This window comes from Cobetia sp. MC34 (genome assembly GCF_018340035.1).
GTDB classification, from domain to species: domain Bacteria; phylum Pseudomonadota; class Gammaproteobacteria; order Pseudomonadales; family Halomonadaceae; genus Cobetia; species Cobetia amphilecti.
In genome coordinates, this window is record NZ_JADPPY010000026.1 from 19,854 (window position 1) to 45,201 (window position 25,348).

A 25,348-nucleotide genomic window follows, 5' to 3' on the forward strand; every position below is an offset into this window, starting at 1 on the left:
GCCCGTTGTCGCCGCGCATGCGGCATTTCCCTGACGGTCACCGGCCACAAGCCGAAGACAGTCGCGGCCAAGGGTCGTTTCAATGGAAGACATCCTCTACTTCCTGCAACAGGTCATCAATGGCCTGACCATCGGCAGTACCTATGCCTTGATCGCCATCGGCTACACGATGGTCTACGGCATCATCGGCATGATCAATTTCGCCCACGGCGAGATCTACATGATCGGCACCTACGCGACCTTCATCGTCATCGCGGCGCTGGGCATGCTGGGCATCGCCAACCCCTTCTTCCTGATGGCGGCCGCCTTGCTGGTGGCGGTGCTGGTGTCCTGCGCCTACGGCTTTGCCGTGGAGCGGGTGGCCTATCGCCCGGTACGTGGCTCCAAGCGCCTGATCGCGCTGATCTCGGCGATCGGCATGTCGATCTTCCTGCAGAACTACATGCGTCTGGCCCAGGGCTCGCGGGACATGGCGATCTCCAGTTTGATTCCCGGCGGTTGGGAGTTCGGGCTGGAAAGCTTCGCGGTCAATCTCTCCTATATGCAGGTGATCATCTTCAGCGTCACCCTGGTGTGCATGCTGCTGCTGTCGTCCTTCATCTCACGCTCCCGCCTGGGGCGTGCCTGTCGTGCCTGCTCGCAGGATGCCGGCATGGCGCGTCTGCTGGGCATCAATACCGATATGATCATCTCGATGACCTTCGTGATCGGGGCGGCGCTTGCCGCCGTGGCGGGCCTGCTGCTCGGCATGTACTACGGCGTGGTCAATCCCTACATCGGCTTCCTGGCCGGCCTCAAGGCGTTCACGGCGGCGGTGCTGGGCGGTATCGGCAGCATCCCCGGCGCGATGCTGGGCGGACTGCTGCTGGGGGTCGCGGAGGCACTGACCGGCGGTTACCTGTCCACGGAATACAAGGACGTGGTGGCCTTCGGACTGCTGATCCTGATTCTGCTGTTCCGCCCCTCCGGGATTCTCGGCAAGCCCGAAGTGGAGAAGATCTGATGCCCAAGCTTGCGAAACAGACTTTGAAGAAAGCGGGCACCTCGCCTGCCGAGACGTTGCCGCCCCAGCCTGCCTATCGGCGTCCCTGGTGGTCGGCACTCGCGGCCGCCGTTCTGACCCTCGTACTGGGAGGCTCGGTGTTGGGTGTGCAGCTCGAATCCACCGGCATCACTACCACGGTGCGGTTGATGGGCATGGACACCTGGGGCTGGTTGCTGGCTGCGGCGCTGGCCGTCTTCCTGCATCAGCTGGTACGTCCGCAGATCGAGGAGTGGCGGTCGCGTACCCGCAAACCCTCACGTTTCAGCGTCCCCGATGTGATGAGCGGCCAGAAGCGTCAGCTGTGGATCATGCTGGCCATCGGCGCGCTGCTGATCTTCCCGTTCCTCTCCAACCGCTCGGCGGTGGATCTCGCGACCCTGACGCTGATCTACATCATGCTGGGGCTGGGGCTTAATGTGGTGGTGGGGCTCGCCGGGCTGCTGGATCTCGGCTACGTGGGCTTCTACGCCGTCGGGGCCTATACCTATGCGCTGCTCAACAGCTATCTGGGCTTCAGCTTCTGGGAGGCGCTACCCATCGCTGGGTTGATGACGGCGCTGTTCGGCTATCTGCTCGGCTTCCCGGTACTACGATTGCGCGGGGATTACCTGGCCATCGTGACGCTGGGTTTCGGGGAGATCATCCGCATCCTGCTCAACAACTGGACCGAGCTGACCGGCGGCCCGAATGGCATCGCGCGCATTCCCAAGCCGACCTTGTTCAACCTCGAGTTCTCGCGGCGGGCCGACGAGGGCAACATCGCTTTCCATGAGTACTTCGGCATCGACTACGACCCGGCCCTCAAGGTGATCTACCTGTATCTGCTGGCCTTGATCCTGGTGCTGATCACGCTGTTCGTGATCTACCGCTTGCTGCGCATGCCCATCGGGCGGGCGTGGGAGGCGTTACGCGAGGATGACATCGCCTGTCGCTCGCTGGGGATGAACCCCACCGGTATCAAGCTCTCGGCCTTCACGATCGGTGCGAGCTTCGCCGGTTTCGCCGGTGCCTTCTTCGCCGCGCGTCAGGGTTTCATCAGTCCAGAATCCTTCACCTTCATCGAGTCGGCGATCATTCTGGCCATCGTGGTGCTGGGGGGAATGGGCTCGCAATTGGGTGTGATTCTGGCCGCGATCGCCATGACGCTGTTGCCGGAGCTGGCACGCGAATTCAATGAATATCGCATGCTGCTGTTCGGACTGATGATGGTGCTGATGATGGTGTGGCGTCCTCAGGGCCTGGTACCGCTCAAACGACCGCAGATGGAGCTCGACCGTGGCTGACACACATGATAATCAGGTCCGTGACAAGCAGGTCCGCGACAGGCAAGGCCTCGACAAGGCAGCACCAGCCACCTCCTCACATCGTCAGGCGCGCGCCGCGGGTGGGGCACCGTTGCTGGACGTGCGTGACCTCACCATGCAGTTCGGTGGCCTCAAGGCCGTGGATGGGGTGACGCTTCAGGTACATCCGGGGGAGGTGGTGTCGGTCATCGGACCGAATGGTGCGGGCAAGACCACCGTCTTCAACTGCATTTCCGGCTTCTATCAGCCGACTGGCGGCGAGGTGTATTTCCAGAACCGCGCCATGCATCGTCTGCCGGGCTATCGAATTGCTCAGGCTGGCATGGTGCGCACCTTCCAGAACGTGCGGTTGTTCAAGGAGATGACCGTCATCGAGAATCTGCTGGTGGCGCAGCACATGCACGCCGAACGCAACCTTCTCAAGGGACTGTTCAAGACGCCGGGCTATCGACGCAGTGAAAAGGCGCTGATGCAGCATGCCGGCGACTGGCTGGAGCGAGTCGGTCTGCTCGAATTCGCCAACCGCGAGGCGGGCAATCTGGCCTATGGTCAGCAGCGCCGACTCGAGATCGCGCGCTGCATGGTCGCCAGGCCGCGGCTGCTGATGCTGGATGAGCCGGCGGCGGGCCTCAATCCCAACGAAACGCGCGATCTGGATGATCTGATCGTCAGTCTGACTCGCGATGAGGGCATCTCGGTGCTGTTGATCGAGCATGACATGAGTCTGGTAATGGGCATCTCGGACCACATCTACGTGGTCAATCAGGGCCAGCCGCTGGCGGATGGCAGTCCGGAAGACATACGGCGCAATGATGCCGTGATCAAGGCCTATCTGGGGGAAGAGTGATCATGTGTGAGCATGTCGAAGACGTGACACCCGAGGCCACGCTTGCCGGTGAGGAGCTCGCGCCCCGGGAGGCCATGCTGGCCCTCGAGCATCTGACTACCCACTACGGGCCGGTGCAGGCGCTCAATGATGTCTCGCTGGCCGTTGGTCAGGGCGAGATCGTGACGCTGATCGGTGCCAACGGTGCCGGCAAGACGACGCTTCTGATGTCGATCTGTGGCGATCCGCGTCCGACCAGCGGGCGGGTGTGGTTCGAGGGCGAGGAGATCACCGGTACACCCACGGCGCGCGTGATGCGCGGTGGGCTGTCGGTGGTGCCGGAAGGTCGCCGCATCTTCACCGGCATGACGGTGGAGGAGAATCTTGCCATGGGCGGCTATTACCAGAGCAAGGAGGAAAACGAGCGCAGTATCGAGCACGTGCTGGGGCTCTTCCCGCGTCTCAAGGAGCGCTTTCAGCAGCGCGGCGGCACCATGTCCGGCGGAGAGCAGCAGATGCTGGCCATCGGGCGCGCCCTGATGAGTCGGCCGCGGCTGTTGTTGCTCGATGAGCCATCGCTGGGGCTGGCGCCCATCGTGATCGGGCAGATCTTCGAGATCGTAGAGCAGCTGCGCGAGCAGGGCACCACCATCTTCCTGGTGGAGCAGAATGCCCATCGCGCCCTGTCGATCGCTGATCGCGGTTATGTGCTGGAGCATGGTCGAGTGGTGTTGGCGGACAGCGGCAAGGCGCTGCTGGCCAATGATGACGTGCGTCGCGCCTATCTCGGCGGCTGATGTGGCCGGTCCGTGAGTCGTTGTCGCGCCTCATCTGGGCCAGGCAGAGCCATTGAACGCGCCCCTGTGACCAGACTCCTAGTGGCAGGGGCGCTTTCTTGAGGATGCGATGCAGGGTGCGAGCCAGGGGGCGGGTAGAAGTGGCGTGAATGGCTCAGGCCGAGAGAGGTGTCACGAACTCTTCCGGAGCATAGGCGACGCCGTCATGGATACGGTAATGATCGGTAGGACCGGAGACCTGGCAATTGCTGACGCAGGCCTGGCTGGCGGGAAGCTGGCGCAGGGGATAGCGCACGCCGGATTGACATAGCTCCAGCATCTTCTTGAGCGCGCTGCGCTCACAGAAACCGCACAGGCACTCCAGGGCGTTGTCGAGGCAGTCTTCTTCGCTCATGCCCGCCCCATAGATGCGATTGTCATCACAGACGACGAATCCAAGAGCCCCGGGGGATGTGGCGGGTGTTGTCATGTCTGCTGCCGTTTCAGGTACTGCACTGAGAATGTTGTCAGCCATGATGAACCTCATTGTGGTGGGGTATTCCGGCTTCTTCGAGCCAGTCGCTAGCTTGTCTGCCCATGACCCTCTCTGGTCATGCCTCATCCCAGAGTAGACGGCGGTCGTCAAACTGCCATGCAAATCTGTTTGGTGCGTCAAGGTCAAATCGATGCTGCGTCAGAAATGTGACAGGGAAGTGACATTCAGGTGACTGTCCGGGGCTCATGCCTGACGTTTTCAGGGTGGCTGGCAGCCAGGCGACTGGCGGTAACGTGCGTTGAGCGCCAGCAATATCGCGACACTCTCGACATCGAAGGCCCCGCTGATCGACCCGGGACGAAAGTGTGCCTGGAACGCGGCAATCGCCAATTCGGACCGTGCGACGTCCACTGGATAGCCGTAATGCGTCAGCGCCGTGAGCAGAACCTCTCGTGATGGCAGTCCCTCGCTTGCCAGCTGGCGCTGGAAGCACAGCATGTCAAAGGTGCGTGGCCAGGCACCGATGCCGGCGTCATGCAGACGTTGCCAGGGGAATCGCGGGCCGGGGTCGGTCTTGCGCTCAGGGGCGATGTCCGAGTGCCCGACGATATCCACCGGCTTGATGCCATGGCGCGCGATGATGGGCTTGAGCAGCGCGATCAATGCAGTGATCTGCGCCTCGCTCCACGGTGCGAAGTCACGTGAGGGGGCCCAGCGCCTGGCGACCGCCTCCCTGGCATCTTCCTGCTCGCCTCCCTGCAATGGCTCCAGTGCCAGGGGCCCGGCATTGACGATCTCGATGCCGATGGAGGTGTCATTGAGGTTGCTGCGCTCACCCCACTGGCTGACGCCGGCATGCCAGGCACGGCGCGCTTCCGACACCAGCGGATAGACGCGCGGCAGGCCGGTCTCGGGCATCGGCGCCGACAGCAGATAATGCGCGCTGACCTGAGAGCCGGTCAGGCTGAGCAGGGAGCCGTGCAGATCATCATCGGTGTAGTGAAGTACCAGATGGCGAACCCGTGAATTGCTCTTGCCGTGGGGGGAGGACGTCACCCAGTCGAAGGTATCGCTCCCGACACCAGCGCCAGAACCTGACTGGGTGCTACAGCCTGCCAGCAACATCGTGAGGGCGGCAGCGGCCAGCGATAGCAGGCTTCGCGGGAAGAAGCGTGGCGAGAAGGAGGGGGGTGAACAGTCGCGTGGCGTCATTGAGCAATCATCGTGGCTGAAGAAGGGGAGTCTGCATGACAGGACGGTACCGCAACGGGACGGCGGCAGTCGCCTCGCGATACACGCGACTGCCGGCAGCGAAGCAGGCGGCTCAGGGCGGGAGAGTCTTGCGCAGACTGGGCCATAACCTGCTGAATTCTCATGACTTGCGGGTTGCAGGATTCGCTCTGCCGCCGCGTGCTCGCATGAGGTATAATCCCGCGCACCTGACCTGACGCTCGCCCCGTGGCGGCGCGATTGCCGTGCCTGACAACAGTAATCGCCCCTGTGCCCTGCGCGCCAGTGTGTCTGTCTTTTCCATCGCTTGCCCTTGAGGAGCCGATCCTGATGACCGTGATCCGCCAGGATGACCTGATCCAGAGCGTCGCCGACGCGCTGCAGTACATCTCCTACTACCATCCGAAGGATTTCATCGACGCCATGAACGCGGCGTACGAGCGTGAAGAGAATCCTGCCGCCAAGGATGCCATCGCGCAGATCCTGATCAACTCCCGGATGTGTGCCTTGGGTCATCGTCCCATCTGTCAGGACACCGGTATCGTCACCGTCTTCGTTCACGTCGGCATGAACGTGCGCTTCGAGGCCGACATGAGCCTGGATGACATGGTCAACGAAGGCGTGCGTCGCGCCTATCTTCTGCCGGACAACGTGCTGCGTGCCTCCGTGCTGGCAGACCCGGACGGCAAGCGTGCCAACACTAGGGACAACACGCCGGCCATCATTCACCACAAGCTGGTGCCGGGTGACAGCGTCGAGATCCACGTCGCGGCCAAGGGCGGCGGCAGCGAAGCCAAGTCCAAGTTCGCGATGCTCAATCCCTCCGACTCCGTGGTCGACTGGGTGCTGGAGCAGATTCCGAAGATGGGTGCTGGCTGGTGTCCGCCCGGCATGCTGGGCATCGGCATCGGCGGTACCGCCGAGAAGGCGATGCAGCTGGCCAAGGAGTCCCTGCTCGAGCCGATCGATATCCAGGAGCTGCAGGCGCGTGGTGCCTCCAACCGTGCCGAAGAGCTCCGTCTCGAGCTGTTTGAGAAGGTCAACGCGACTGGTGTCGGCGCCCAGGGGCTCGGTGGCCTGACTACCGTGCTCGATATCAAGGTCATGGATTACCCGACCCACGCGGCCAACAAGCCGGTGGCGATCATCCCGAACTGCGCGGCGACCCGTCACGTGCACTTCACTCTGGATGGCAGCGGCGCGGCAGAACTGCCGGCACCCAAGCTTGAGGACTGGCCGGAAATCACCCGTGAAGCGGGCGACAGCGTCAAGCGTGTCAACCTCGATACCGTGACGCCTGAGGAAGTGCAGAGCTGGCAGCCGGGCGACACCCTGCTCCTCAACGGCAAGCTGCTGACTGGCCGTGATGCGGCTCACAAGCGCATGACCGAGATGCTGGCGCGCGGCGAGCAGCTGCCGGTCGACCTCAAGGGTCGCTTCATCTATTACGTCGGCCCGGTCGACCCGATCCGTGACGAAGTCGTCGGTCCGGCTGGCCCGACCACCGCGACCCGCATGGACAAGTTCACGCGTACGCTGCTGGAAGAGACCGGCCTTCTGGGCATGGTCGGCAAGGCAGAGCGTGGCCCGACCGCGATCGACGCCATCCGGGACAACAAGTCCAGCTACCTGATGGCCGTGGGCGGCGCTGCCTACCTGGTCGCCCAGGCGATCAAGAAATCCCGTGTGCTGGCATTTGAAGACCTGGGCATGGAAGCGATCTACGAATTCGAGGTCGAAGACATGCCGGTGACCGTGGCCGTCGACAGTGCGGGGGTCTCCGTGCACCAGACGGGCCCGGCCAAGTGGAAGGAAATCATCGCTGAGCGTGCATGATGGCCCTGTCGTGATACGCCGTCGTATCGTGTGGATATGATCTGAAGACCCCCGCCGGTGATGGCATGCCGGCGGGGGTCTTCGTCTGTGTGCCGTCGATGTCATGGCATCGTTGCGCGCACTGCTGTGGCATACTCTGGCAACCCTGACGCCTGCAATGGAGCTGCAATGACCGCCTGGTTACTTGGCTTTCTGCTGTTGAGCAGTCACATTCTGGGTGCGATGACCGCCGTCATGGCCCTGATGTCCAGTCGTACCTCCCAGGGTGCGATCGCCTGGATTCTGTGTCTGCTGACCTTTCCCTACGTCGCCCTGCCACTGTACTGGGTATTCGGGCGCCCACGCTTCTATGGTTATGTCAGCGCTCGCGAGGAGCGCGACTCGACCATGCGCCGCGTCTTGATGCGTTTCCGTCCCAAGCTGTCGCCGTGGCTGTCACGCCCGCTGGGCGGCAATCCCACCCATCTGGATGCCATAGAGCGCCTGGCGATGATGCCGGTCACCACCGGCAACCGCGCCAAGTTGTTGATCAATGGCGAGCACACCTTCGATTCGCTGTTTCATGCCATCGATACCGCCGAGGATTACATCCTGATCCAGTTCTTCATCGTGCGAAACGATGAACTGGGGGTGCGTCTCAAGCAGAAGTTGATGCGCTGCGCCGAACGCGGCGTGCGGGTCTGTTTCCTGTATGACGAGATCGGCTCGCGCAAGCTGCCCGACGGCTATCTGAATGATCTGATGGAGTCGGGGTGTGAGGTCAGTGCCTTCAATTCCTCGCGGGGCTGGCGCCATCGTTTCCAGATCAACTTCCGCAATCATCGCAAGATCACCGTCATCGACGGTCGTGTCGGCTTTGTCGGCGGGCTGAATGTCGGCAATGAATATCTGGGCCATTCGGAGCGTTACGGCGCCTGGCGTGATACCCATCTCAAACTTGAGGGCCCCAGCGTGATGGGCCTGCAGGAAGCCTTCTGGGAAGACTGGCACTGGGCGACCGGTGAGGTACTGTCGCTTGAATGGCAGCCGCAGATCAGCTGTGACGAATGTCAGCATGTAGTGATCGTGCCTTCCGGCCCGGCTGACCGCCGCGAGACGGCCAGCCTGCTGGTGCAGCAGGCGATTCACTCCTCGGTCAGCCGCATCTGGATCACCAGCCCCTATTTCGTGCCGGACCAGGGCGTGCAGGATGCGCTCAAGATCGCTGCGCTGCGCGGGGTGGATGTGCGGGTGATGATTCCTGAGCGTCCCGATCACCTGCTGGTGTTCCTGTCGGCGTTCTCGTTCCTGTCCGAGATGATTCGCTCCGGCGTGCGCGTCTTCCGCTATCAGCCAGGCTTCCTGCATCAGAAGGTGATGTTGATGGATAGTCATACGGCAACCATCGGCACCGTCAATCTCGACAACCGTTCCTTCCGCCTCAACTTCGAGATCACGGCGTTCGTGCCCGATCACCAGTTCGCCTCGGAAGTGGAGGCGATGCTCGAAGAGGACTTCCGCCACTGTCGTGAAATCAGCTGCGAAGAGCTGGATGCGCGGCCGATGTGGCGCAAGCTGGTCTCGCGCGCGGCCTATCTGCTGGCACCCATCCAGTAATGCAGCATCCTGCATGCGACAAGCGCCTGGCGAGCTGAGCAAAACTCGCTCGGCAGGTCTTGCCAATCGCCGCGCCAGCAGGCATCTTCTCGCTATAACTGATCGCCTTCTTATTTCTTAAGGGAATAAGGTGAGAGCCTTGAGGTACTTTACGTGCCATGCACGCGAAGCATCGCCGGGGCCGGTGACTTCATGATTCAGCGCTGAGATCCGCCATGACTGCTCAAGACCCCACCGCTAGCCACGCGCCTTCCATCGACTATCAGTTTCGCGATGATGCGGATGTGATCGCCTTCGCGCGCCAGCACGTCGGCGCTCGATATCCGGGCTTCGCGACCGCTGAAGCACTTCAGGTCGAAGAGATCGGCGATGGCAACATCAACTATGTCTATCGCGTCTGCACGCCGGACCGCTCCGCCTCGGTAATCGTCAAGCAGGGCCTGCCCTGGGTGCGCATCATCGGCGAAAGCTGGCCGCTGTCGCTGGTGCGGGTGCGCATCGAGGCGGAAACCCTGCAGTTCGAGGCAGACTGCGCGCCGGACCTGGTGCCGGCGCTTCATCACTTCGATGAAGCTCGTTCAGCGATCGTGATGGAAGATATCGGCGATCACCGCAATCTGCGCCATGCCTTCCTGGAGCGCGCGTCATTGCCACGGCTGGGCGAGCAGATGGGGCATTTTCTGGCCACTACGCTTTACCGCAGCAGCGATCTGGCACTCGATGCCCACGACAAGAAGGCGCGCGTCGCCCGCTTCATCAATCCCGATCAGTGCAAGATCACCGAAGACCTGTTCTTCATCGATCCGTTCTGTGATCACGAGCGCAACCGCATCAATCCGGCGCTGCGCGCGGATGCCGAAGCCCTGTGGCAGGATGCTGCCCTGAAGGTCGAAGTGGCGGAGCTCAAGCACCGTTTCCTGTCCGCGCCCGAGGCACTGCTGCATGGTGATCTGCATGCGGGTTCTATCTTCGTGCGGGAAGACAGTACGAAGGTCATCGATCCGGAATTCGGCTTCTTCGGGCCGGCGGGCTTTGATATCGGCAGCTGGCTGGCAGCACTGTGGCTGGCGGCCTGTGCGCATACCGAGCTTGAGGGAGAGCAGGGCGACAAGCGTGACTACGTAGCGCAGCTGCGCGCCCAGGCGGTCGCCAGTTGGGAGAGCTTCGCTCGTGAGTATCGTGAGCAGGCCACCCATACATCGGATGCCAGCTTCGCTGCGTCGGGCGTGGCAGAGCGTCTGTTGTCTCGCATGTTGCGTGATGCACTGGGCTATGCCGGCTGTGAGCTGATCCGCCGCACTGTGGGGCTTGCGCATATTCTGGAGCTCGAATCCATCAGCGATGAGGCCACCCGCGCACGCGCCGAGCGGCGGGCGCTGGCGCTCGGGCGTGAGTTGATCATGACGCACGAAAGCCTGAGCGATATCGATGCCATCGATGCCCTGGTGGCGCGTCACCTCGCCTGAGGGCTGGCATGCCAGGCAGGAGTCGGGCGTTCAGGGCCCGGCTAGGGTAGACTCTGCGCTCCGCACCCACGCGCTTGCATTTTCACGCGCGTGGTTCAGTCGAGGAGCATGGTGCTTTATCGGGAGAGTGTCTTCCTGCCATTGCCTTTCCAAGACGTCTGCCTTTTCAAGAAGAGATTTTCATGGCCCTGTCTTCCACGCCTTACAAGGTGGATCTGTCGCTGACCGACCTGGATCGCGGCGTCTACGAGACCCTGCGCTTCACGGTGGCTCGTCACCCCTCCGAAACCGAACTGCGTCTCTGTGTGCGTCTGCTGGGCCACGCCCTGTGGTACAGCGAGAACATCGCGTTCGGTCGCGGCCTGTCCGATGTCGATGAGCCGGCGTTGTGGGAAAAGAGCCTCGATGGCCGTATCCTCCACTGGATCGAAGTCGGTCAGCCGGATGCAGAGCGCCTGACCTGGTGCTCGCGACGCACCGAGCGTACCTCGCTGCTGGCCTATGGCAGTCTGCGTGTGTGGGAAACCAAGGTCGTGCCGGCGGTGGCTGGGCTCTCCAACCTGAGCATCGCGGTCGTGCCGGAAGGGTCACTGGACGCCATCACCGAGTCGCTGCCGCGCAACATCAAGTGGACCGTGATGATCTCCGAAGGCACCATCTTCATCACCGATGACAATGGCCAGCACGAGATCAATCTCGAGTGGCTGAAGGGCGAGCGCTGAGCGAATCAGCCTCGCTCCGGCCCAGACACAACGCCCCCGCAAGCCATGCTTGCGGGGGCGTTGTGTCTGGGGGCTCAGTCGGTCCAGGTCGGGCGGGTGAAAGCTCAGATGGCGCTCAGGTCCTTGTCGACCATCAGGCGGCCTCGGCCATTTTCCTTGGCGTGGTAGAGGGCGTCATCGGTGCGCTTGACCCAGCTCGACAGGGTGTCATCGGCGTGCAATTCGCTGGCGCCGGTGCTGAAGAGAATCACGCCATGCAACAGGGGCGAGGCTTCGCAGCGCTCCCGCAGGCATCCATCGAACTTGCGAGCCGTCGCCAGGGTGCCGGGAATCAGGATCATGAACTCCTCGCCGCCATAGCGTCCGGCTTCTCCCGAGAACTCCCGGGTCAACTGGCTGACATGGCGTGAGAACTCTTCCAGTACCGTGTCGCCGTACGGGTGCCCGTGGTTGTCATTGATCAACTTGAAGTGATCCAGGTCGCAGATCAGCAGGCAGGCACTTTGCGAACGCCTGATCCAGGCTTCGACCTGTTCGTGGATGGCGCGGTGATTGTAGAGGCCGGTCAGACTGTCCAGCAGGCTGAGGCGCTCGAGCCGCGCCGCATAGGCATTTGCGATATCACGCTCTTCATGGATACGTCGGGCATAGCCTGCGATCACCACGCTGAGCAGCCCGAAGGCCAGCGTGTAGCTGAAGCCCATATCGAGAAAACGCATGCCTTCGCTGGCATAGCTGCTGACCAGGCCTGGCCTTGCATGCTCAAACGCCAGCAATGCCCATGGCATGAACATCAGGCCGATGACGATGATGCCTCGGCGCTTGGGGTCGGCGGGCAGTACCGCCAATACATAGGCCGACGCCATCAGGTAGAACAGCAGGGTCGGGCCGGTCGCGCCATGATTGAACAGCCAGTTGCCGGGCAGCATCACGAAAGTGACCAGCGCACAGAACAGCCAGGCCATGCGCTGGAACTCGCCATGAAACCGCGAGCGATACCACATCAGGGCGATGAACGCGCTGGTGATGACCAGCACGATGTTGTACGCCGGCAGGGTGAGGCCCAGCAGGGAATTGAAGAGGGCCGAAATCAACCCGATGAAGAATGCGGAAACGAGAAAGCCATGATGGAGTGTCTCTCGGGCGGAGCCGGTCTTGCCGACCAGCCAGCGCCAGGAGGTAACTATCAATTTCAATGGGCTGACCATGTAACCTCGGGCATCGAGATGTCAGTGCACATCAGGCACCAACCGGGAAAGGCTGGATGATACACCACCTCATCATCAGCCACAGCTCGCCAGAGCCAACGAAGGCTACGCAAACCCTATGCTAACGCAGCGTGGGTCATAACTTGTCTGACAAGCCGCTGCGCGAAATGAAGGCGTCCAACTTTGCGTATGAAGCGCAATATATTGCCTGCTCGACGCTGGCGCGATAACCCCTCACACCTTCCCGATGCTGCCCGGCGTCGCTCCGTTACTTCCAGGGCGTGTAGCGGTAGCTGTCGGGGTCGTTGGCATCCGGGCTGTCGGCTTCCTTGAGGCGCACGAGGGTATTGCCATCCTCGTCCTCTTCGACTCCCGTCACTGTCACCGGAAAGTTGGGTGACAAGGCGTCGAGTGCGGGCCATTGCCCCTTGGTGATCTGGCTGCCGGCGGCAGGGGCGCTCTCGGCGCTGACCTTGATGGGGTCGCCGCTGACGCTGGTGCCGCCCTTGAGCGTGGTGGTAAGCGTGAATTGGATCATCGGTCGCGAACTCCTCTGGACGATTGTCGTTCATGGGCGTTGCATTCGAAGGTGCGCAATGAATGCCTGCTTCATGAACATGCGTCGCACCCGGTCATTTTGCAATGCCGACAGCGGATTCAGGCGTCACTGCGACACCAGATCACGACGCAGGTAAAGAAATGTGAGATTCCTGCTTTTCTTTTTGAGATCAATGCGGTACATTACGTCTCGTCTTGAGGGGGAAGCTCTTCCAGACACTGTCGGGACGTGGCGCAGCTTGGTAGCGCGCTGCAATGGGGTTGCAGAGGTCGCAGGTTCGAATCCTGTCGTCCCGACCAGATTCAAGTGAAAAGGCCATCCGGTAACGGATGGCCTTTTTGCGTTTTCGCATGTCCTGAAGATGCCCATCTCGTCATCATTCACTCTCTGCTCTTCATCTTTCAGCTCCCGATTTCCATTCTTCATCATCATTCTCGCGATGACCCGCCTGCCTCACGTATCCCGCCTTCGGTTCGTATTGCTCACTTTCCTTGCCTCTCAGCTCAATCAGCACTGTGCTCGGGCAAGCTCTTTTCTGTTTGATCCAGGCAGATACCACTGACATCTGGCCCAGAAATCGCTGCCGCTTGAGTTGATCTGGATCAATTGACTGTCGGTTCGAAGTGCGGGGCAGGCAGGGTGAGTTCTCTAAGAATGTAAGTATTAGATTTTTCGTATATACTGCGCCAGTCGATATTGGGGGTGATAATGAAAATCATAGACGTTTACACGGCATCCCGATTCAATCCCGAACGATCCATCCTCAGAGAACAGCTGGGCGGAGGCTACGTGGTGCAGACCTGCGCCGTGGCCGCCGAGAACTATTGCTTCGAGGTCTCTCAGTCGCGCCACTTCATCCTGGGGTTTGAGGTCGCGGGCGCACGCAGTGCTGAATTTCTGTCGATCATCACCGAGGATTACGTCTTTCAGTATCCCGGCATCCGCCCGGAAATGCTCTCGGCCTACCTGCAGGATCGCGCCCGACATCCGCTGCGTCGTCGCGCTGCCTCTGCGCCTTCCGCCACTGCGCTTTCCGCCACTGGGTCGGGCGCCGCACGGCGCAGTGTCACCAGCATTGCCGTTGGCTGATGATGCTTGAGGCAACGCTTTCCAGCGAATCTCGTTGCACCGTGCTGAGGTGAAAAGCAGGCCAGATGTATTCAAGAGACAGCCAAGCACAGGGCTAGCGAGGCAGCAAGGAAGACAGCCAGGAAGAGAAGGCTACAAGGACAGTCAAAACGCGCAGGGCAAGGAAGGGTAGAACGCAGCGCTGGGGGGAGGGGAGCCGTTCAGAGAAGACTGCACGGGTTTTTCACTTTTTACGACGTTCACTTTTCGCCGTGCGCTTGAGCGACCCATCTAGTCGCAATTAGTCGCAATGCGGGCGGCGGATCACGCCCGGGCCAGGTAGCGCCTGAACGCCCAGACCGTACTGGCCAGGCTCACACAGCAGAGCAGCGGCAGGGCGACATCGAGACAGGAATCCAGATTCCAGTGCTGCAGCAGGCCGTAGTCCCAGTTCTCTGCCTTGGGTCCATCGCCCTTGTATTCATGCTGAGCGATCTCACGGCCCAGAAACAGGGCGACGGCGATGGCACCTGCCGACCACACGCCAAACAGCGGCCACAGCGCCAGCTGGATCAGCACGGCGATCATGCCGTGCTGAGCGGCACTGCCCAGAATCTCGGCCGTCATGGGTCAGCCATCATGCTTGAGGCCTCATGCTTGAGAGCTCATTCTCGAAAGCCATCTCTCGCCCCCCATTTCTCGGCCCTCGTTTTTCGATCAAGTTCATGCCCCTCACGCATAGCCCAGCGCTTTCTGCAGGCGCTCGGCATTGTCGGCTACCCACTGGGCATTGATCGGCCCCCAGTCACGAATCACGTAGTGGCCGATATTGTTGCGCTGGCCTTCCTCGCGCTGGAATTCACAGACGATCTCGAGCTCACCCAGGGCGGTGATGGTGTCCTGGGCGGTACGCCGCGGCATGCTGGTGGCCGCGATGATGGCTGGCACGCTGGCGATGTCATGCGCGATGAGGTGGGCCACGAACAGGCGTCGATAGAAGCTTGTCTGGGTCTTGCTCAGCGGGGTGTCGGGCATTGGGGCTCCATACGGCGAAGAAGGGGGCTGTCGAGAGGTGATCAGTGGCTCAGGGTGTAGTCGATGGTGGTCACGACTCTGACCTTCTTGATGTCAGGGGTATAGCTGTCGAGGTCCGAGATCGAGAAATAGCCCTGGCTGGCATGCTTGATGTGGCCGACCGTGCTACCGGAATCCTCCGCGAACTGCTGGGCGGCGCGTCGGGCATCCGCGGTCGCGGCCGCGATCATGTCCGGCTTGATGGCTTCAAGCCCCGTGAACAGGAATTCGGTGCGGTAGGCATAGTCAGCCGAGAGCAGGATACCCTCGCGCACCAGTTCACCGGTCAGTGAGGCGCTTTGCTTGACGAGGTCGACCTTGGGCGAGCGCACCAGCACCGTAGCTTCGGCGCGATAGCGCTCATCCGGGCGCTGGGCGTTGTAGCTGTTGGCGTAAAGGTCAGTCACCTGGGGAGAGGTCACGCTGACCTGGTCGGTGGGGAAGCCCTGGGCGGTGAGAAAGGCGCGAATCTTGCGCTCATCATTGGCCAGCGCCTCATGAAGCCCGGTCAGCTGATTGGCATTGACGCTGAAGTGCAGCGGCCAGAGGGCCAGGTCGGCCTTGACCTCGCGCTCCGCGAGCCCCTTTACCGTCACTACACGGCTGGAAGATTCCCATACCTGGGCAGCCTGCTTGAGATAGCTGCCACTCCAGACCATCCCCACGGCCAGCAGGCCGCCCAGCACGGCCGAGCTGATGATATTGCGCATGAATTGTCATCCCTGAGGTGAGTTATGAGTCGTGAACTGGCCGCCGCTTGCGGCGATGTCAGTCCTGTACCTTGCCACGCATGGCCTTGATCTTGCCCTTGCGCGTCTTGCTGTCGACGCGGCGACGCTTGGCGCCCTTGCTGGGCGCTGTCGCACGGCGCGCTTTCTGTACCTTGACGGCATCCAGAATCATCGCCTTGAGGCGTGCCAGCGCATCTTCCTTGTTCAACTCCAGGGTGCGATGGCTCTGCGCCTTGATGATGATGACGCCTTCCTTGCTGATGCGCTGATCCGACAGCTGCATCAGGCGCTCCTTGTAGAAGCCGGGCAGCGTCGAGCGCTGAACATCGAAGCGCAGATGGACGGCGGAGGCGACCTTGTTGACGTTCTGGCCGCCATTGCCCTGGGCGCGAATCTGGGTGAGGTCGATTTCCCAGTCGGCCAGCGCTACCGAATTGGAGATGGTCAGCATATTGAATCTCCTTGTCATGGGACTGTGTGGTGTGTCTCGCCGACACAGTCAATGGAGCGATGGGCCATCTTAGCCTATTCGCGCACTGGCTTCAGAATGGCGGGTGCGTCTGCTTCTCCATTCGGCCTGCTCGCGACGCTGATCGCCTGTCCTCGCGTCACGGCGCGGAGGGCCGTGAGAACTGTCATGAAGAGGAGGAGAAGCGAGGAGGTGACGTGATGATTCTTTCTGATATGGCGTTGAGGGTGGGGGAGTTCAACCGCGTGCTGCCCGAGACGTCAGAATATCGGGTACTCTGCTGGCTGCGTCCTGTGTGAAGACTGTCCAGTTATCCAGACATTCTTGGCAGCACTTTTCCTGGCACTTATGTAATTCCCTCTCCCATCCTCTGCAGAGCGCCTTATGGATATCCCGCATCAGCGTCTTGTCTATTTTCAGGTCACCGTCGAAGCCGGCTCCATCCGGCGTGCCGCAGCGCGTCTGAACATCGCCCCCTCGGCAGTCAGTCGTCAGATAGGTCTGCTCGAAGAGGCCATGGCCGCCTCGCTCATCGAGCGCACCCGTGACGGCGTGCAGCCGACGCGGGTCGGCGAGATGCTGCTGGATTACATCCTGCAGCGGGAGAAACTCGATCAGCACCTCGGCGAACGCCTCGATGCCTATCAGCGGCTGGAAACCGGCGAGATTCGCCTGATCATCGGCGAAGGCTTCGTCGGCGATATCATCAACAGTCCGCTGCGCGCCTTTCGCAAGCAGTACCCCGGCATCACGCTCAAGGTCGATACCGGCAGCATGCAGAGCATCATCGACAGCGTGATCGAGGATGAGGCGGATATCGGCCTGATGTATCACGAGCGGGTCCATCCCCAGTTGCGCTTCTGGCATTCGAGTCCGCAGCCGCTGGTGGCCATCATGTCGCCGGAGCATCCGCTGGCGAGCGAGGCCCATGCGCTGACACTCGAGGAAGTGGCGCAGCACCCCATGGCGCTGTGGGGGCCGAGTCACGGCGTGCGTCAGCTGATGGACGATGGTTTTCGTGAGGCGGGGGTGCGCCCGCATATGGTGGTGCAGACCAATTCCATGGAAGTGCTCAAGCAGGCGGCGCGGTCCGAACTGTGCATCACGCTGTTGCCGGCCTTTGCCGCGGCCCGTGAGCTCCAGGAGGGCGTGTTGATCGCGCGGGATGTGGAATGTGCCAGCTTCCGCCAGGCCCGCGCACATATCATCACGCGGGTCGGGCGGCGCATGCCGCGTGCCAGCCTGCAGCTACTGCGCCATCTTGAGCGCTGGATCGCGGCTTTCAGTGGTCCGCGTCAGGAAGCGCGCTGATAGCCAGGGCTTGTGGTTTAGGGGCTCTGGTTTCGGTTAGTCGAGGCGGGTGCAGCTGGGCAGGCACCTTGCTCAGCCAGCGATCGCACAGATGATGGAGATCATCCTCGTCTGCCGGACACAGCTCCGGCGGCTGACAGCGCTCGAAGACTGCCTTCATCAAGCCTTCCGGCAGGTTGAGCGTGGTGACGAAACTGCGCGCCAGGCGCAGGTCGCGGCGCAGCTGACCGGTGGAGATCCCCGAGTCATAGCGGCCCGGCAGCACCCAGCGCGGAAAATTCACCTCGCTCACGGCACTGCGCCCGGCGCCCAGATTGATGGCATCGATGCACGCCTGGGGTGTCACGCCCGCGCGATAGGCCATGGCGACCGCCTCGGCAGTGGTGATCAGGTGCGCGGCATGCAGATAGTCGCTGGCCAGGGCGGCGGCATGGCCACAGCCGGCGTCCCCGACGTGCAGATGCTGCGTGCAGATGGCGTCGAGCAGCGCTGACATGCGCGTCACTGTCGCCTCATCACTGCCGATCAACAGCGTCAGGCTGTCATTCGCCTCATCGGCCGGATTGCGACTGGTGGCCGCTTCCAGCCAGTGATGGCCGGCAAGGCGTGTCTGCACGGCCAGTTCGCGGCTGAGCGTGACGTCACCACTGCATAGATCGATCACGGTACTGCCTGGCGGCGCCCTGCGCAGCAGGCCTTGCTTGCCCGTCAGTACCTTCTGCACCTGTTGCGATTTGGCCAGCGCCATCAGGTAGACCTCGGCGCGGAAGCACGAATGACTCGCGACTTGCCCCTCGGGCGCCGCCACTGCCATGACGCCCTCGACTCCGGCATGCGCAAGCGCCTGTATGGCCCAAGTGCCAATGGGCGCATCGCCAATCACGCAGATCTTCATGCTGAGCATCCCTCGAGGGTTTGTTCACCTGGCCTCAGGCGGCGGCCAGCAGCTGACGCACCAGCGACGTCCAGTAGCTGACGCCGATGGGCGTGGCAGCATCATTGAAGTCGTAGTGCGGGTTGTGCAGCGAGGCGCTGTCTTCGCCGTTGCCCAGCCAGATATAGGCGCCCGGGCATTCCTGCAGCAGATAGGCGAAGTCTTCCGAGGCCATCGAGGGCGGCAGATCACGATGGACCCGCTGGATGCTCGGCAGCTGCTCGAGAACGCTGGCGCAGCGTTCGGCATGGCCGGGCGCATTGAGCGTCGCGGGATAGCGCGGCTGATAGTCGAAGTTGACCTTGAGACCGTGGAAGGTCGCCATGGCATCGACGGCGTCATGGAAGCGCTGCTGCAGATGCGCGCGCAGTGCCGGGTCGAAGCAGCGCAGGGTGCCGCGCAGTTCGACCTCTTCCGGCATCACGTTGAAGGCATCACCGGCATGGAACTGGGTGATGCTGAGAATCGCGGTCTGGTGCGCCGGCGTCTCGCGGCTGATCAGTCCCTGCAGCTGGGTCACCAGCTGACAGGCCGCTAGGATGGTGTCCTTGCCCAGATGCGGCATGGCGGCGTGGCAGCCGTGGCCGCTCAGGGTCAGGGTGAAGACATCGAAGGCCGCCATCACCGCCTCTTCATGCACCGCCGCCTCGCCGAGTGCCAGCCCTGGCCAGTTGTGCAGGCCATAGATGGCATCCATCTGGAACTGCTCGAACAGGCCGTCCTCGACCATGCGGCGGCCGCCGCCTTCGTTCTCCTCGGCCGGCTGGAACACGAACACCACGCGGCCGGCAAAGTCAGGGTCGCGTGCCAGTTCACAGGCCGCGCCCAGCAACATGGTGGTGTGGCCATCATGGCCACAGGCATGCATCTTGCCCGGTGTGTGTGAGCAATGTGAGACGGCGTTGGCCTCGGTGACATCCAGCGCATCCATGTCGGCGCGCAGGCCGATGGTCTGGCCCGTGCCCAGCTTGCCGTCGAGCACCGCGATCACGCCGGTCTCGGCGAGTCCCGTGGTGACTTCCAGGCCTGCTGCACGCAGGATCTCGGCGACGCGCGCCGAGGTGCGGTGCTCCTCGAAGGCCGTCTCGGGATGCTGATGAAACTCATGACGCCAGCTGCGCAGCAGTGCCTCGTCGATCTTGTCGGGTAGTTGCATGCTGAATTCCTGTGGAAACCGGCACCCTGGAGTACCGGCGTGAAAGTGATGAGAAGGGGGTAGCAAAGTGAGAAGCGAAAGGTAATGCGAAAGGTAAAGCCCGAAGCCCTGGTGATCAGAGCAGTGCCTGCGCCACGACCGCCGAGCCGATATAGGTGCCAGTGAAGACCAGCAGCGAGATGATCACCAGCTTCCAGCCCGCCTGGCGGAACATGCTGAACTCGCGCTTGCTCAGCGCCAGACCCGCATAGCCGAGTACCGGCGTGACGATGGCGAGGAAGTTGACGAAGCCCAGCTGCTCGGTGATCCAGCCGCTGCCCGGGAACCACGGCAGCGTCATCAGGATGCTGACCAGCGATACCCAGGCGATGGCCGGCAGGTAGAAGGGCATGACGCGGGCGACCAGCAGGCCGAGCATGGTCATCACGTACAGGATCAGCATGCCGGGGGCGGCGTCGATCAGGCTGGCGCCATTGATGGTGTTGACCACCCAGCCGACCACGCAGACGGCCGCGACGACCATGGCTGTCTTGCCCAGCTGGTTCTCCGGGCGGTCTTCAACCAGCGCGTCTGAGGCGAGCTTGGCTTCCTCGTCATTCATGGCGTCATCGCTGCCGGCCCGCTTGCGGCTGAAGAAGCGGAACAGGCGCTCGGCGACCGGCAGGGCGATGAACAGCGACACGTAGAGGCCGGTGGCATAGGTCAGCAGGTTGCTGGCGCCGGCGAAGGCCAGCAGCTCTTCGCCCATCTCCGGCAGGGCGCCGGCGATGGCGCCGGAACACGCCGCCACCATGCTGCCGCTGCCGACACCGCAGGCCATGGCCAGTGCGCGCGGGTCGAAGATGTCCAGTGAGGTCAGGTAGCCCGCCATCAGCGCGAACCACAGGGTGCCGAACATGGTGCCCACGACATAGACGCCCATCACACCGACGCCTTCCGGGCCCTTGAGGCCGTATTTGTCGGAGATGATCGCGATATTGGGTTCACGCGCGATGGAGTAGGTCGCGCCGATCGCCTCGCGGCCCATCTTGAGCACCACCACCGCGATCGGCATCGCGATCAGCATGGTGCCCAGGTTGCCCAGCTCCTGCAGGATCAGCGCCGGACCCGCCGAGATCAGCTGCTCGATGGCTGGGCCGATGGTGGAACCGAAGCGGGCGATGAACGGCATGATCGACAGCAGGATGACCGGCCCTGCCGCCGCGCTGACCACCGGCGGGATGAAGCGCCTGGTGCCGCTGAACAGGTGCGGATTGCACAGTACGGCGGCAATGAAGGCATAGAACAGCGGCAACAGCAGCAAGGTGCCGGGGCCGAGCGGGAACTTGAGAATACCGATCAGTTCGGCGCCGAGAGACAGCACCACGACCAGCAGGTGCAACCGCCAGTCCAGGAGTTGAGAAAGGGGCATGTGGGACTCCGCTTGTTATTGTAGTTTCTCTAGCTGATGAAACGTCTGGAATGCAGCGCCTCGGGGTATGCCCGCGGCTGTCGGCTGCCACCCTCTGCCGGGGCGGTCAGCGCAATCCAGTATTGTCAGGAGCGGTGCTCTAAAGAAACACGGAGGGTGTACGAAAAAATAGCGCAGGTCGTCCTTGCCACTGAACCAGACGCCCACAACGCGACGACCCGACACGTCGCGGGAGGCGGCGTGTCGGGTCGTCGGGTGTATCGAACGCGTCGGGTGTATTGAGAGTGTCGGGTGTCTAGAGGGTGTAGAGAGTGACGAGTGTGTCGCGACTGGCCGCAGGCCGCCATTCACGGCCCGGCGGGCAGTCAGTCGCGGGGGATCACGCGCAACAGCTCATGGCAGGCGCCGAGGCTGTGATAGTCACACTTGGCCCCCGGCGAGCTCTTCAGGTCATCGAAGCGCTGGTTGTCGGCATTCAAAAGGCGATACCAGGCACCGTGCTGGTGGTCGATGAAGTGCTGCCAGGCGTAGCCCCACAGGCGCTCGTACCACTCGGCGTAGTGTGAATCGCCGGTGGCCTCGTGCAGCAGCGCCGCGGCCACCAAGCTCTCGGCCTGCACCCAGAAGTACTTGTCGTCGTCGCAGATGGTGCCATCCGGCGCGAAGCCGTAGTAGATGCCGCCACGTTCGCTGTCCCAGGCCAGGTCCAGGGCGGTATCGAACAGACGCTGCGCGGTCGGCAGCAGCCAGTCGTCATCGCGATGACGCTTGAGCATCAGCAGCAGCTTGGCCCACTCCGTCAGGTGACCCGGCTGGAATCCCCACGGACGATAGAGGTTCTTGGGGTCGTCGCGGTTGTAGTCCCAGTCGACGTTCCAGTCGCGATCGTAATGCTCCCAGATCAGGCCATCGGCCTTGGCGGCCTGACGCTGGCAGATGTTGCTGGCCAGGGTCATGGCCCGCTCCAAATAGTGCGCCTCGTCGGTGGCCTCGAAGGCGGCCAGCATGGCTTCACAGGCATGCATGTTGGCGTTCTGGCCACGGTAGTCGGACAGCGTCTGCCAATCAGCGCTGGCCTCGTCGGCATAGAGCCCCGCCTCAGGTGACCAGAACTTGTCTTCCATCAGCGCGCGGGTTTCCTCGAGCCAGCCGCGAGCCTCCCCGATGCCGGCGCGCCAGGCCGTCGCATAGGCCAGCATCACGAACGCCAGGCCGTAGCACTGGTTGGTGTGGTCTGCCTCGCCTTGCTCGCTCAGCGACCACAGATAGCCACCGGTCTGCGGATCGAGATGCACATCGCGCAGGTAGTCGATGCCGTGACGGGTCGCGGCCAGACACTGCTCATCACCGCTGCGCAGGTATTCCATCGCGAAGTTGAAGACCATCCGCGTGCTGCTGACCAGATGACGCGCCGTGGGCGCATACACAGTGCCGTCGTCGCGCCAGGCCTGGAAGTAGCCACCGCGCTCATGGTCTACCGCCTTGGGCAGATAGAAGTCCATGATCGAGCGGATATGCGTGTCCAGAAAACCGCGGCTGGCGAACGTTGCCGGCATGGGCGGTACTGCCTGGCGTGACAGCGGTGCCTTTTGCGGTGCCTGCGCCAGTTGTGAGGCTTGTTGAGGCTGTTGCTGAGACTGTTGCTGAGAGGCGTGCTGAGTCATCAGGAAGCCTCCACGACGCCGGCTGCCGCCTTGCTGGCAGTGAAGCTCTCCAGCGGGTTGAGCCAGTAGAGGTCCATCGCCGCGGTCCAGGAGAAGTCGCGACCGCCACAGCCTTCGCCGGTCACCGAGTTGAAGTATTCGTAGTAGCCGGCGGCTTCGATGCACTTCTGGCTGGCCTGCTTGATCTGGTCGGCCTCGCGGGACATGCCATATTCCTCGCAGCCGATGGCCAGCATCCAGTTGATGTGCAACCAGCTCGGTCCGCGCCAGTAACGCTTCGGCTCGAAGCGGGTGCTTTCCGGATGGGTGGAGGCGACACCGAAGGGCGCCTGTTCCAGCCATTCCTCGAGCAGACCGCCCATGCGCTGCGCCTGGGCGCCGCTGGCGACCCCGGCGAACAGCGGCAGAATGCCGGCGGTGGTGACGTGCTCCAGCAGCACGTTGGCACGCGCATCACGGCTCAGGAAACAGCCCAGCTCGTCGCTCCACAGCGCCTGCACGCCTTCCTCGGTGCGCGCCAGCGACTGCTTGAGGCTGAAGAGCGCCTCGCCGTGGGTGTTGACCAGACCCAGACCGGCGGCATCCTCTTCGCACAGCGCAATCAGGTCGCGGGTGCCACGGTGCAGGATGGAGATCAGGCTGATGTCCTCGACGCGGTACGGGTAGTCGCGATACAGAACCTCAGCGTCGTGCTCGTTCTGCTGGAAGAACTTCACCAGATAGATGTAGCGATCGTATTCGTACTTGTGCGGGCGCTCGGACGGATCGACCAGCCCGGTATCGCGACGCACGTATTCGGCATCGACCGGCGGCACGCCAGCCAGCGGGCCATCCCACTGCGGGCTATTGTCCATGCCCGATTCCCACGGGTGATAGCTGCAGACGCGGCCGGTGTGTTCCGGATCACGATCGCGATAGAACCACAGGTGGTAGCGGATGACGCCGGGCAGGGTAGCGGCCAGTTTTTCCTCGGCAAGCCGGCGATCACGGCCTTCCTCGAACAGCAGCTTCATGACGCTGGCCAGCACCGGCGGCTGGGAGATGGCGCTGGTCGACGGGCTATGCTTGACGCCCCAGACTTCCGGCCCCGGGAAGTAGGTTTCCGCGTCACCGTGGAAGACGATATGCGGCACCATGCCGTTGTCCCACTGACCTTCCAGCAGGCGCTCGACCTCACGCCAGGCACGCGCTTCGTCACCGGCGGCCAGCCAGCCCAGCGCGGTGATGGCGGCATCCCAGTTCCACTGGAAGGGGTAGAGGCCACGCGTGGGCACGGTGTAGCCGCCCAGGTCGTTGAGCTTGAGAACGTCGTGAGCGCTGAGCGCGTCGAGCTTGGCATTCATGTAAGTCGGCTCCGTTCGGGATGAAAGGTTTGGGCTGAAAGGTTGGCTAGAGAGGGGTCGGGGTGCCTTACGCCGACATCAGGTGGCCGCTGTGGTCGTAGAAGCGCACCTTCTCGGCCAGCGGGCGGATGTGGATGTCGCTGCCATTGCCGACATCGAGATCACTCGGCATGTTGACGCGAATCATCTCGTCGCCGAAACGCGCGGTCAGCTGCTTGTGCGATCCCAGCAATTCCGAGACCAGCACGCGCACCGGGGCGAAGTTCTCGGTGGGCTCGAAGCGCACCTCGAAGTCCTCGGGGCGGATACCGCACTTGTGCACCTGCTGGCTCGACTGCTCGGGGCGGGTCGGGTGATTCCAGCGCGCATCCGGCGGGATGAAGTTCATCGGCGGGTTGCCGATGAAGCTGCCGACGAATTCGGTCGCCGGGTAGTGGTAGATCTCGGAGGGCGGCGCGTACTGCTCGATCTGACCACCCTTCATGACCGCGATGCGGTCCGCTAGGCTCATGGCCTCGACCTGGTCGTGGGTCACGTAGATGGTGGTGGTGTCGGAGGCGGCGAGAATGGTCTTGAGCTCGGCGCGCATCTCCAGACGCAGCAGGGCATCCAGATTCGAGAGCGGCTCATCCATCAGCAGCACTTCCGGCTCCATCGCCAGGGAGCGCGCGACCGCGACACGCTGACGCTGACCGCCGGAGAGCTGACCGGAGTAGTGATCGAGACGGTCCTCGATATGCATCAGTGCGGCGGTTTCCTTCACCTTGCGCTGGATATGCGCCTCACTGTCCTTGCGCACGCGCAGGCCGAAGGCGATGTTCTCCGCCACGGTCATGTGCGGGAAGACGGCGTAGTTCTGGAACACCATCGCGATGCGACGATCACGCGGTGCCAGCGAGGTGATCTCACGCTCGCCGATGCGGATCGAGCCGCTGCTCTCGTATTCCAGCCCCGCGATGATGCGCAGCAGGGTGGACTTGCCGCAGCCGGACGGGCCGAGCAGCACGGTGAATTCCTTGTCGCGGATCTCGAGATCGATGGACTTGAGGATTTCCTGCTTGCCGAACTGCTTGCGTACGGCGCTGATTTGGATGGCTGACATGGTCTGACTCCTTTGATCGAG

At 62.5% G+C, this 25,348-nt stretch carries 24 protein-coding genes and 1 tRNA gene; 11 read left to right on the plus strand and 14 right to left on the minus strand.

Features of this window, described 5'->3' with window-relative positions; all coding sequences use genetic code 11:
* Positions 1-82 precede the first annotated feature (82 nt).
* The 4 genes from livH to IZU87_RS13025 all read left to right on the plus strand — a co-directional run bounded on the left by livH (position 83) and on the right by IZU87_RS13025 (position 3,972).
* Complete coding sequence (livH, locus tag IZU87_RS13010) at positions 83-1,003, plus strand: high-affinity branched-chain amino acid ABC transporter permease LivH (RefSeq protein WP_213114788.1); 921 nt, start codon at positions 83-85, stop codon at positions 1,001-1,003.
* On the plus strand, positions 1,003-2,328 hold the full coding sequence (livM, locus tag IZU87_RS13015) for a high-affinity branched-chain amino acid ABC transporter permease LivM (protein ID WP_213114789.1): 1,326 nt from the start codon (positions 1,003-1,005) through the stop codon (positions 2,326-2,328). The genes livH and livM overlap by 1 nt, the downstream gene beginning before the upstream one ends.
* A gap of 112 nt (positions 2,329-2,440) precedes the next feature.
* Positions 2,441-3,196, plus strand: coding sequence for a high-affinity branched-chain amino acid ABC transporter ATP-binding protein LivG (gene livG / locus IZU87_RS13020; protein ID WP_082388869.1), 756 nt, complete (start codon positions 2,441-2,443; stop codon positions 3,194-3,196).
* 74 nt (positions 3,197-3,270) lie between these two features.
* A complete protein-coding gene (locus tag IZU87_RS13025; RefSeq protein ID WP_043336899.1) occupies positions 3,271-3,972 on the plus strand; it encodes an ABC transporter ATP-binding protein in 702 nt (233 codons plus the stop codon).
* A gap of 154 nt (positions 3,973-4,126) precedes the next feature.
* Here the strand turns inward: IZU87_RS13025 and IZU87_RS13030 are convergent, their stop codons facing one another.
* On the minus strand, positions 4,127-4,486 hold the full coding sequence (locus IZU87_RS13030; protein ID WP_175090119.1) for a hypothetical protein: 360 nt from the start codon (positions 4,484-4,486) through the stop codon (positions 4,127-4,129).
* A gap of 219 nt (positions 4,487-4,705) precedes the next feature.
* Positions 4,706-5,659, minus strand: a complete 954-nt coding sequence (locus IZU87_RS13035; RefSeq protein ID WP_249330605.1) for an N-acetylmuramoyl-L-alanine amidase — start codon at positions 5,657-5,659, stop codon at positions 4,706-4,708.
* Positions 5,660-6,007: 348 nt separating this feature from the next.
* Between IZU87_RS13035 and IZU87_RS13040 the strand changes: the two genes are divergently transcribed.
* From IZU87_RS13040 to IZU87_RS13055, 4 genes are all read left to right on the plus strand, one after another.
* Positions 6,008-7,513, plus strand: a complete 1,506-nt coding sequence (locus IZU87_RS13040) for a fumarate hydratase (RefSeq protein WP_213114790.1) — start codon at positions 6,008-6,010, stop codon at positions 7,511-7,513.
* 168 nt (positions 7,514-7,681) lie between these two features.
* Positions 7,682-9,109: a cardiolipin synthase gene (gene cls, locus IZU87_RS13045; protein ID WP_213114791.1), complete on the plus strand. Its 1,428-nt coding sequence runs from the start codon at positions 7,682-7,684 to the stop codon at positions 9,107-9,109.
* A 215-nt stretch (positions 9,110-9,324) separates the two neighbouring features.
* Positions 9,325-10,575, plus strand: coding sequence for an S-methyl-5-thioribose kinase (mtnK, locus tag IZU87_RS13050; protein ID WP_213114792.1), 1,251 nt, complete (start codon positions 9,325-9,327; stop codon positions 10,573-10,575).
* Positions 10,576-10,757: 182 nt separating this feature from the next.
* Entirely contained in the window at positions 10,758-11,297 is a 540-nt protein-coding gene (locus tag IZU87_RS13055) for a YaeQ family protein (protein WP_213114793.1), read from the plus strand.
* 104 nt (positions 11,298-11,401) lie between these two features.
* On the opposite strand, the gene IZU87_RS13060 is transcribed toward IZU87_RS13055, so the two are convergent.
* Both IZU87_RS13060 and IZU87_RS13065 read right to left on the minus strand, forming a co-directional pair.
* A complete protein-coding gene (locus IZU87_RS13060; RefSeq protein WP_213114794.1) occupies positions 11,402-12,505 on the minus strand; it encodes a GGDEF domain-containing protein in 1,104 nt (367 codons plus the stop codon).
* Positions 12,506-12,773: 268 nt separating this feature from the next.
* Positions 12,774-13,043 carry a hypothetical protein gene (locus IZU87_RS13065; protein ID WP_153635913.1) on the minus strand — a complete coding sequence of 90 codons (270 nt, stop codon included), beginning with the start codon at positions 13,041-13,043 and terminating at the stop codon, positions 12,774-12,776.
* Between the two features lie 243 nt (positions 13,044-13,286).
* Here IZU87_RS13065 and IZU87_RS13070 point away from each other — a divergent pair.
* Positions 13,287-13,363 (plus strand) — tRNA-Pro (locus IZU87_RS13070).
* A gap of 490 nt (positions 13,364-13,853) precedes the next feature.
* The gene (locus IZU87_RS13075; RefSeq protein WP_213114795.1) at positions 13,854-14,153 is read left to right on the plus strand and encodes a hypothetical protein; all 300 of its coding nucleotides are present in this window, start codon (positions 13,854-13,856) and stop codon (positions 14,151-14,153) included.
* A gap of 303 nt (positions 14,154-14,456) precedes the next feature.
* On the opposite strand, the gene IZU87_RS13080 is transcribed toward IZU87_RS13075, so the two are convergent.
* The 4 genes from IZU87_RS13080 to arfB form a co-directional block, all read right to left on the minus strand.
* The gene (locus tag IZU87_RS13080; protein ID WP_213114796.1) at positions 14,457-14,759 is read right to left on the minus strand and encodes a hypothetical protein; all 303 of its coding nucleotides are present in this window, start codon (positions 14,757-14,759) and stop codon (positions 14,457-14,459) included.
* 105 nt (positions 14,760-14,864) lie between these two features.
* Entirely contained in the window at positions 14,865-15,167 is a 303-nt protein-coding gene (locus IZU87_RS13085; RefSeq protein ID WP_213114797.1) for a winged helix-turn-helix domain-containing protein, read from the minus strand.
* A gap of 41 nt (positions 15,168-15,208) precedes the next feature.
* A complete protein-coding gene (locus IZU87_RS13090) occupies positions 15,209-15,916 on the minus strand; it encodes an SIMPL domain-containing protein (protein ID WP_213114798.1) in 708 nt (235 codons plus the stop codon).
* A gap of 58 nt (positions 15,917-15,974) precedes the next feature.
* Positions 15,975-16,388 carry an alternative ribosome rescue aminoacyl-tRNA hydrolase ArfB gene (gene arfB, locus IZU87_RS13095; protein WP_213114799.1) on the minus strand — a complete coding sequence of 138 codons (414 nt, stop codon included), beginning with the start codon at positions 16,386-16,388 and terminating at the stop codon, positions 15,975-15,977.
* A 402-nt stretch (positions 16,389-16,790) separates the two neighbouring features.
* On the opposite strand from arfB, the gene IZU87_RS13100 reads away from it, so the two are divergent.
* Positions 16,791-17,717 carry a LysR family transcriptional regulator gene (locus IZU87_RS13100; protein ID WP_213114800.1) on the plus strand — a complete coding sequence of 309 codons (927 nt, stop codon included), beginning with the start codon at positions 16,791-16,793 and terminating at the stop codon, positions 17,715-17,717.
* On the opposite strand, the gene IZU87_RS13105 is transcribed toward IZU87_RS13100, so the two are convergent.
* The 6 genes from IZU87_RS13105 to IZU87_RS13130 form a co-directional block, all read right to left on the minus strand.
* Positions 17,689-18,612, minus strand: a complete 924-nt coding sequence (locus IZU87_RS13105; protein ID WP_213114801.1) for an NAD(P)-dependent oxidoreductase — start codon at positions 18,610-18,612, stop codon at positions 17,689-17,691. The two genes, IZU87_RS13100 and IZU87_RS13105, sit on opposite strands and share 29 nt — an antisense overlap.
* A 34-nt stretch (positions 18,613-18,646) precedes the next feature.
* Entirely contained in the window at positions 18,647-19,807 is a 1,161-nt protein-coding gene (locus tag IZU87_RS13110; RefSeq protein WP_213114802.1) for a M20 aminoacylase family protein, read from the minus strand.
* Between the two features lie 115 nt (positions 19,808-19,922).
* On the minus strand, positions 19,923-21,218 hold the full coding sequence (locus IZU87_RS13115; protein ID WP_131432168.1) for a DUF3100 domain-containing protein: 1,296 nt from the start codon (positions 21,216-21,218) through the stop codon (positions 19,923-19,925).
* A 365-nt stretch (positions 21,219-21,583) separates the two neighbouring features.
* Entirely contained in the window at positions 21,584-22,882 is a 1,299-nt protein-coding gene (locus IZU87_RS13120) for an AGE family epimerase/isomerase (protein ID WP_339842763.1), read from the minus strand.
* Positions 22,882-24,225, minus strand: a complete 1,344-nt coding sequence (locus IZU87_RS13125; protein WP_213114803.1) for an MGH1-like glycoside hydrolase domain-containing protein — start codon at positions 24,223-24,225, stop codon at positions 22,882-22,884. Before IZU87_RS13125 ends, IZU87_RS13120 begins: the two co-directional genes overlap by 1 nt.
* Positions 24,226-24,292: 67 nt before the next feature.
* Positions 24,293-25,327, minus strand: a complete 1,035-nt coding sequence (locus IZU87_RS13130) for an ABC transporter ATP-binding protein (protein WP_213114804.1) — start codon at positions 25,325-25,327, stop codon at positions 24,293-24,295.
* Positions 25,328-25,348 lie beyond the last annotated feature (21 nt).

Coding starts and splice junctions, on each gene's coding strand:
- IZU87_RS13040 (WP_213114790.1), top strand. CDS start 6,008: ATGACCGTGATCCGCCAGGATGACCTGATCCAGAGCGTCGCCGACGCG.
- IZU87_RS13060 (WP_213114794.1), bottom strand. CDS start 12,505: ATGGTCAGCCCATTGAAATTGATAGTTACCTCCTGGCGCTGGCTGGTC.
- IZU87_RS13080 (WP_213114796.1), bottom strand. CDS start 14,759: ATGACGGCCGAGATTCTGGGCAGTGCCGCTCAGCACGGCATGATCGCC.
- IZU87_RS13085 (WP_213114797.1), bottom strand. CDS start 15,167: ATGCCCGACACCCCGCTGAGCAAGACCCAGACAAGCTTCTATCGACGC.
- cls (WP_213114791.1), top strand. CDS start 7,682: ATGACCGCCTGGTTACTTGGCTTTCTGCTGTTGAGCAGTCACATTCTG.
- IZU87_RS13125 (WP_213114803.1), bottom strand. CDS start 24,225: ATGAATGCCAAGCTCGACGCGCTCAGCGCTCACGACGTTCTCAAGCTC.
- livM (WP_213114789.1), top strand. CDS start 1,003: ATGCCCAAGCTTGCGAAACAGACTTTGAAGAAAGCGGGCACCTCGCCT.
- IZU87_RS13090 (WP_213114798.1), bottom strand. CDS start 15,916: ATGCGCAATATCATCAGCTCGGCCGTGCTGGGCGGCCTGCTGGCCGTG.
- arfB (WP_213114799.1), bottom strand. CDS start 16,388: ATGCTGACCATCTCCAATTCGGTAGCGCTGGCCGACTGGGAAATCGAC.
- IZU87_RS13120 (WP_339842763.1), bottom strand. CDS start 22,882: ATGACTCAGCACGCCTCTCAGCAACAGTCTCAGCAACAGCCTCAACAA.
- IZU87_RS13110 (WP_213114802.1), bottom strand. CDS start 19,807: ATGCAACTACCCGACAAGATCGACGAGGCACTGCTGCGCAGCTGGCGT.
- IZU87_RS13055 (WP_213114793.1), top strand. CDS start 10,758: ATGGCCCTGTCTTCCACGCCTTACAAGGTGGATCTGTCGCTGACCGAC.
- IZU87_RS13130 (WP_213114804.1), bottom strand. CDS start 25,327: ATGTCAGCCATCCAAATCAGCGCCGTACGCAAGCAGTTCGGCAAGCAG.
- IZU87_RS13065 (WP_153635913.1), bottom strand. CDS start 13,043: ATGATCCAATTCACGCTTACCACCACGCTCAAGGGCGGCACCAGCGTC.
- IZU87_RS13030 (WP_175090119.1), bottom strand. CDS start 4,486: ATGGCTGACAACATTCTCAGTGCAGTACCTGAAACGGCAGCAGACATG.
- IZU87_RS13105 (WP_213114801.1), bottom strand. CDS start 18,612: ATGAAGATCTGCGTGATTGGCGATGCGCCCATTGGCACTTGGGCCATA.
- livH (WP_213114788.1), top strand. CDS start 83: ATGGAAGACATCCTCTACTTCCTGCAACAGGTCATCAATGGCCTGACC.
- mtnK (WP_213114792.1), top strand. CDS start 9,325: ATGACTGCTCAAGACCCCACCGCTAGCCACGCGCCTTCCATCGACTAT.
- IZU87_RS13100 (WP_213114800.1), top strand. CDS start 16,791: ATGGATATCCCGCATCAGCGTCTTGTCTATTTTCAGGTCACCGTCGAA.
- IZU87_RS13115 (WP_131432168.1), bottom strand. CDS start 21,218: ATGCCCCTTTCTCAACTCCTGGACTGGCGGTTGCACCTGCTGGTCGTG.
- IZU87_RS13035 (WP_249330605.1), bottom strand. CDS start 5,659: ATGACGCCACGCGACTGTTCACCCCCCTCCTTCTCGCCACGCTTCTTC.
- IZU87_RS13025 (WP_043336899.1), top strand. CDS start 3,271: ATGCTGGCCCTCGAGCATCTGACTACCCACTACGGGCCGGTGCAGGCG.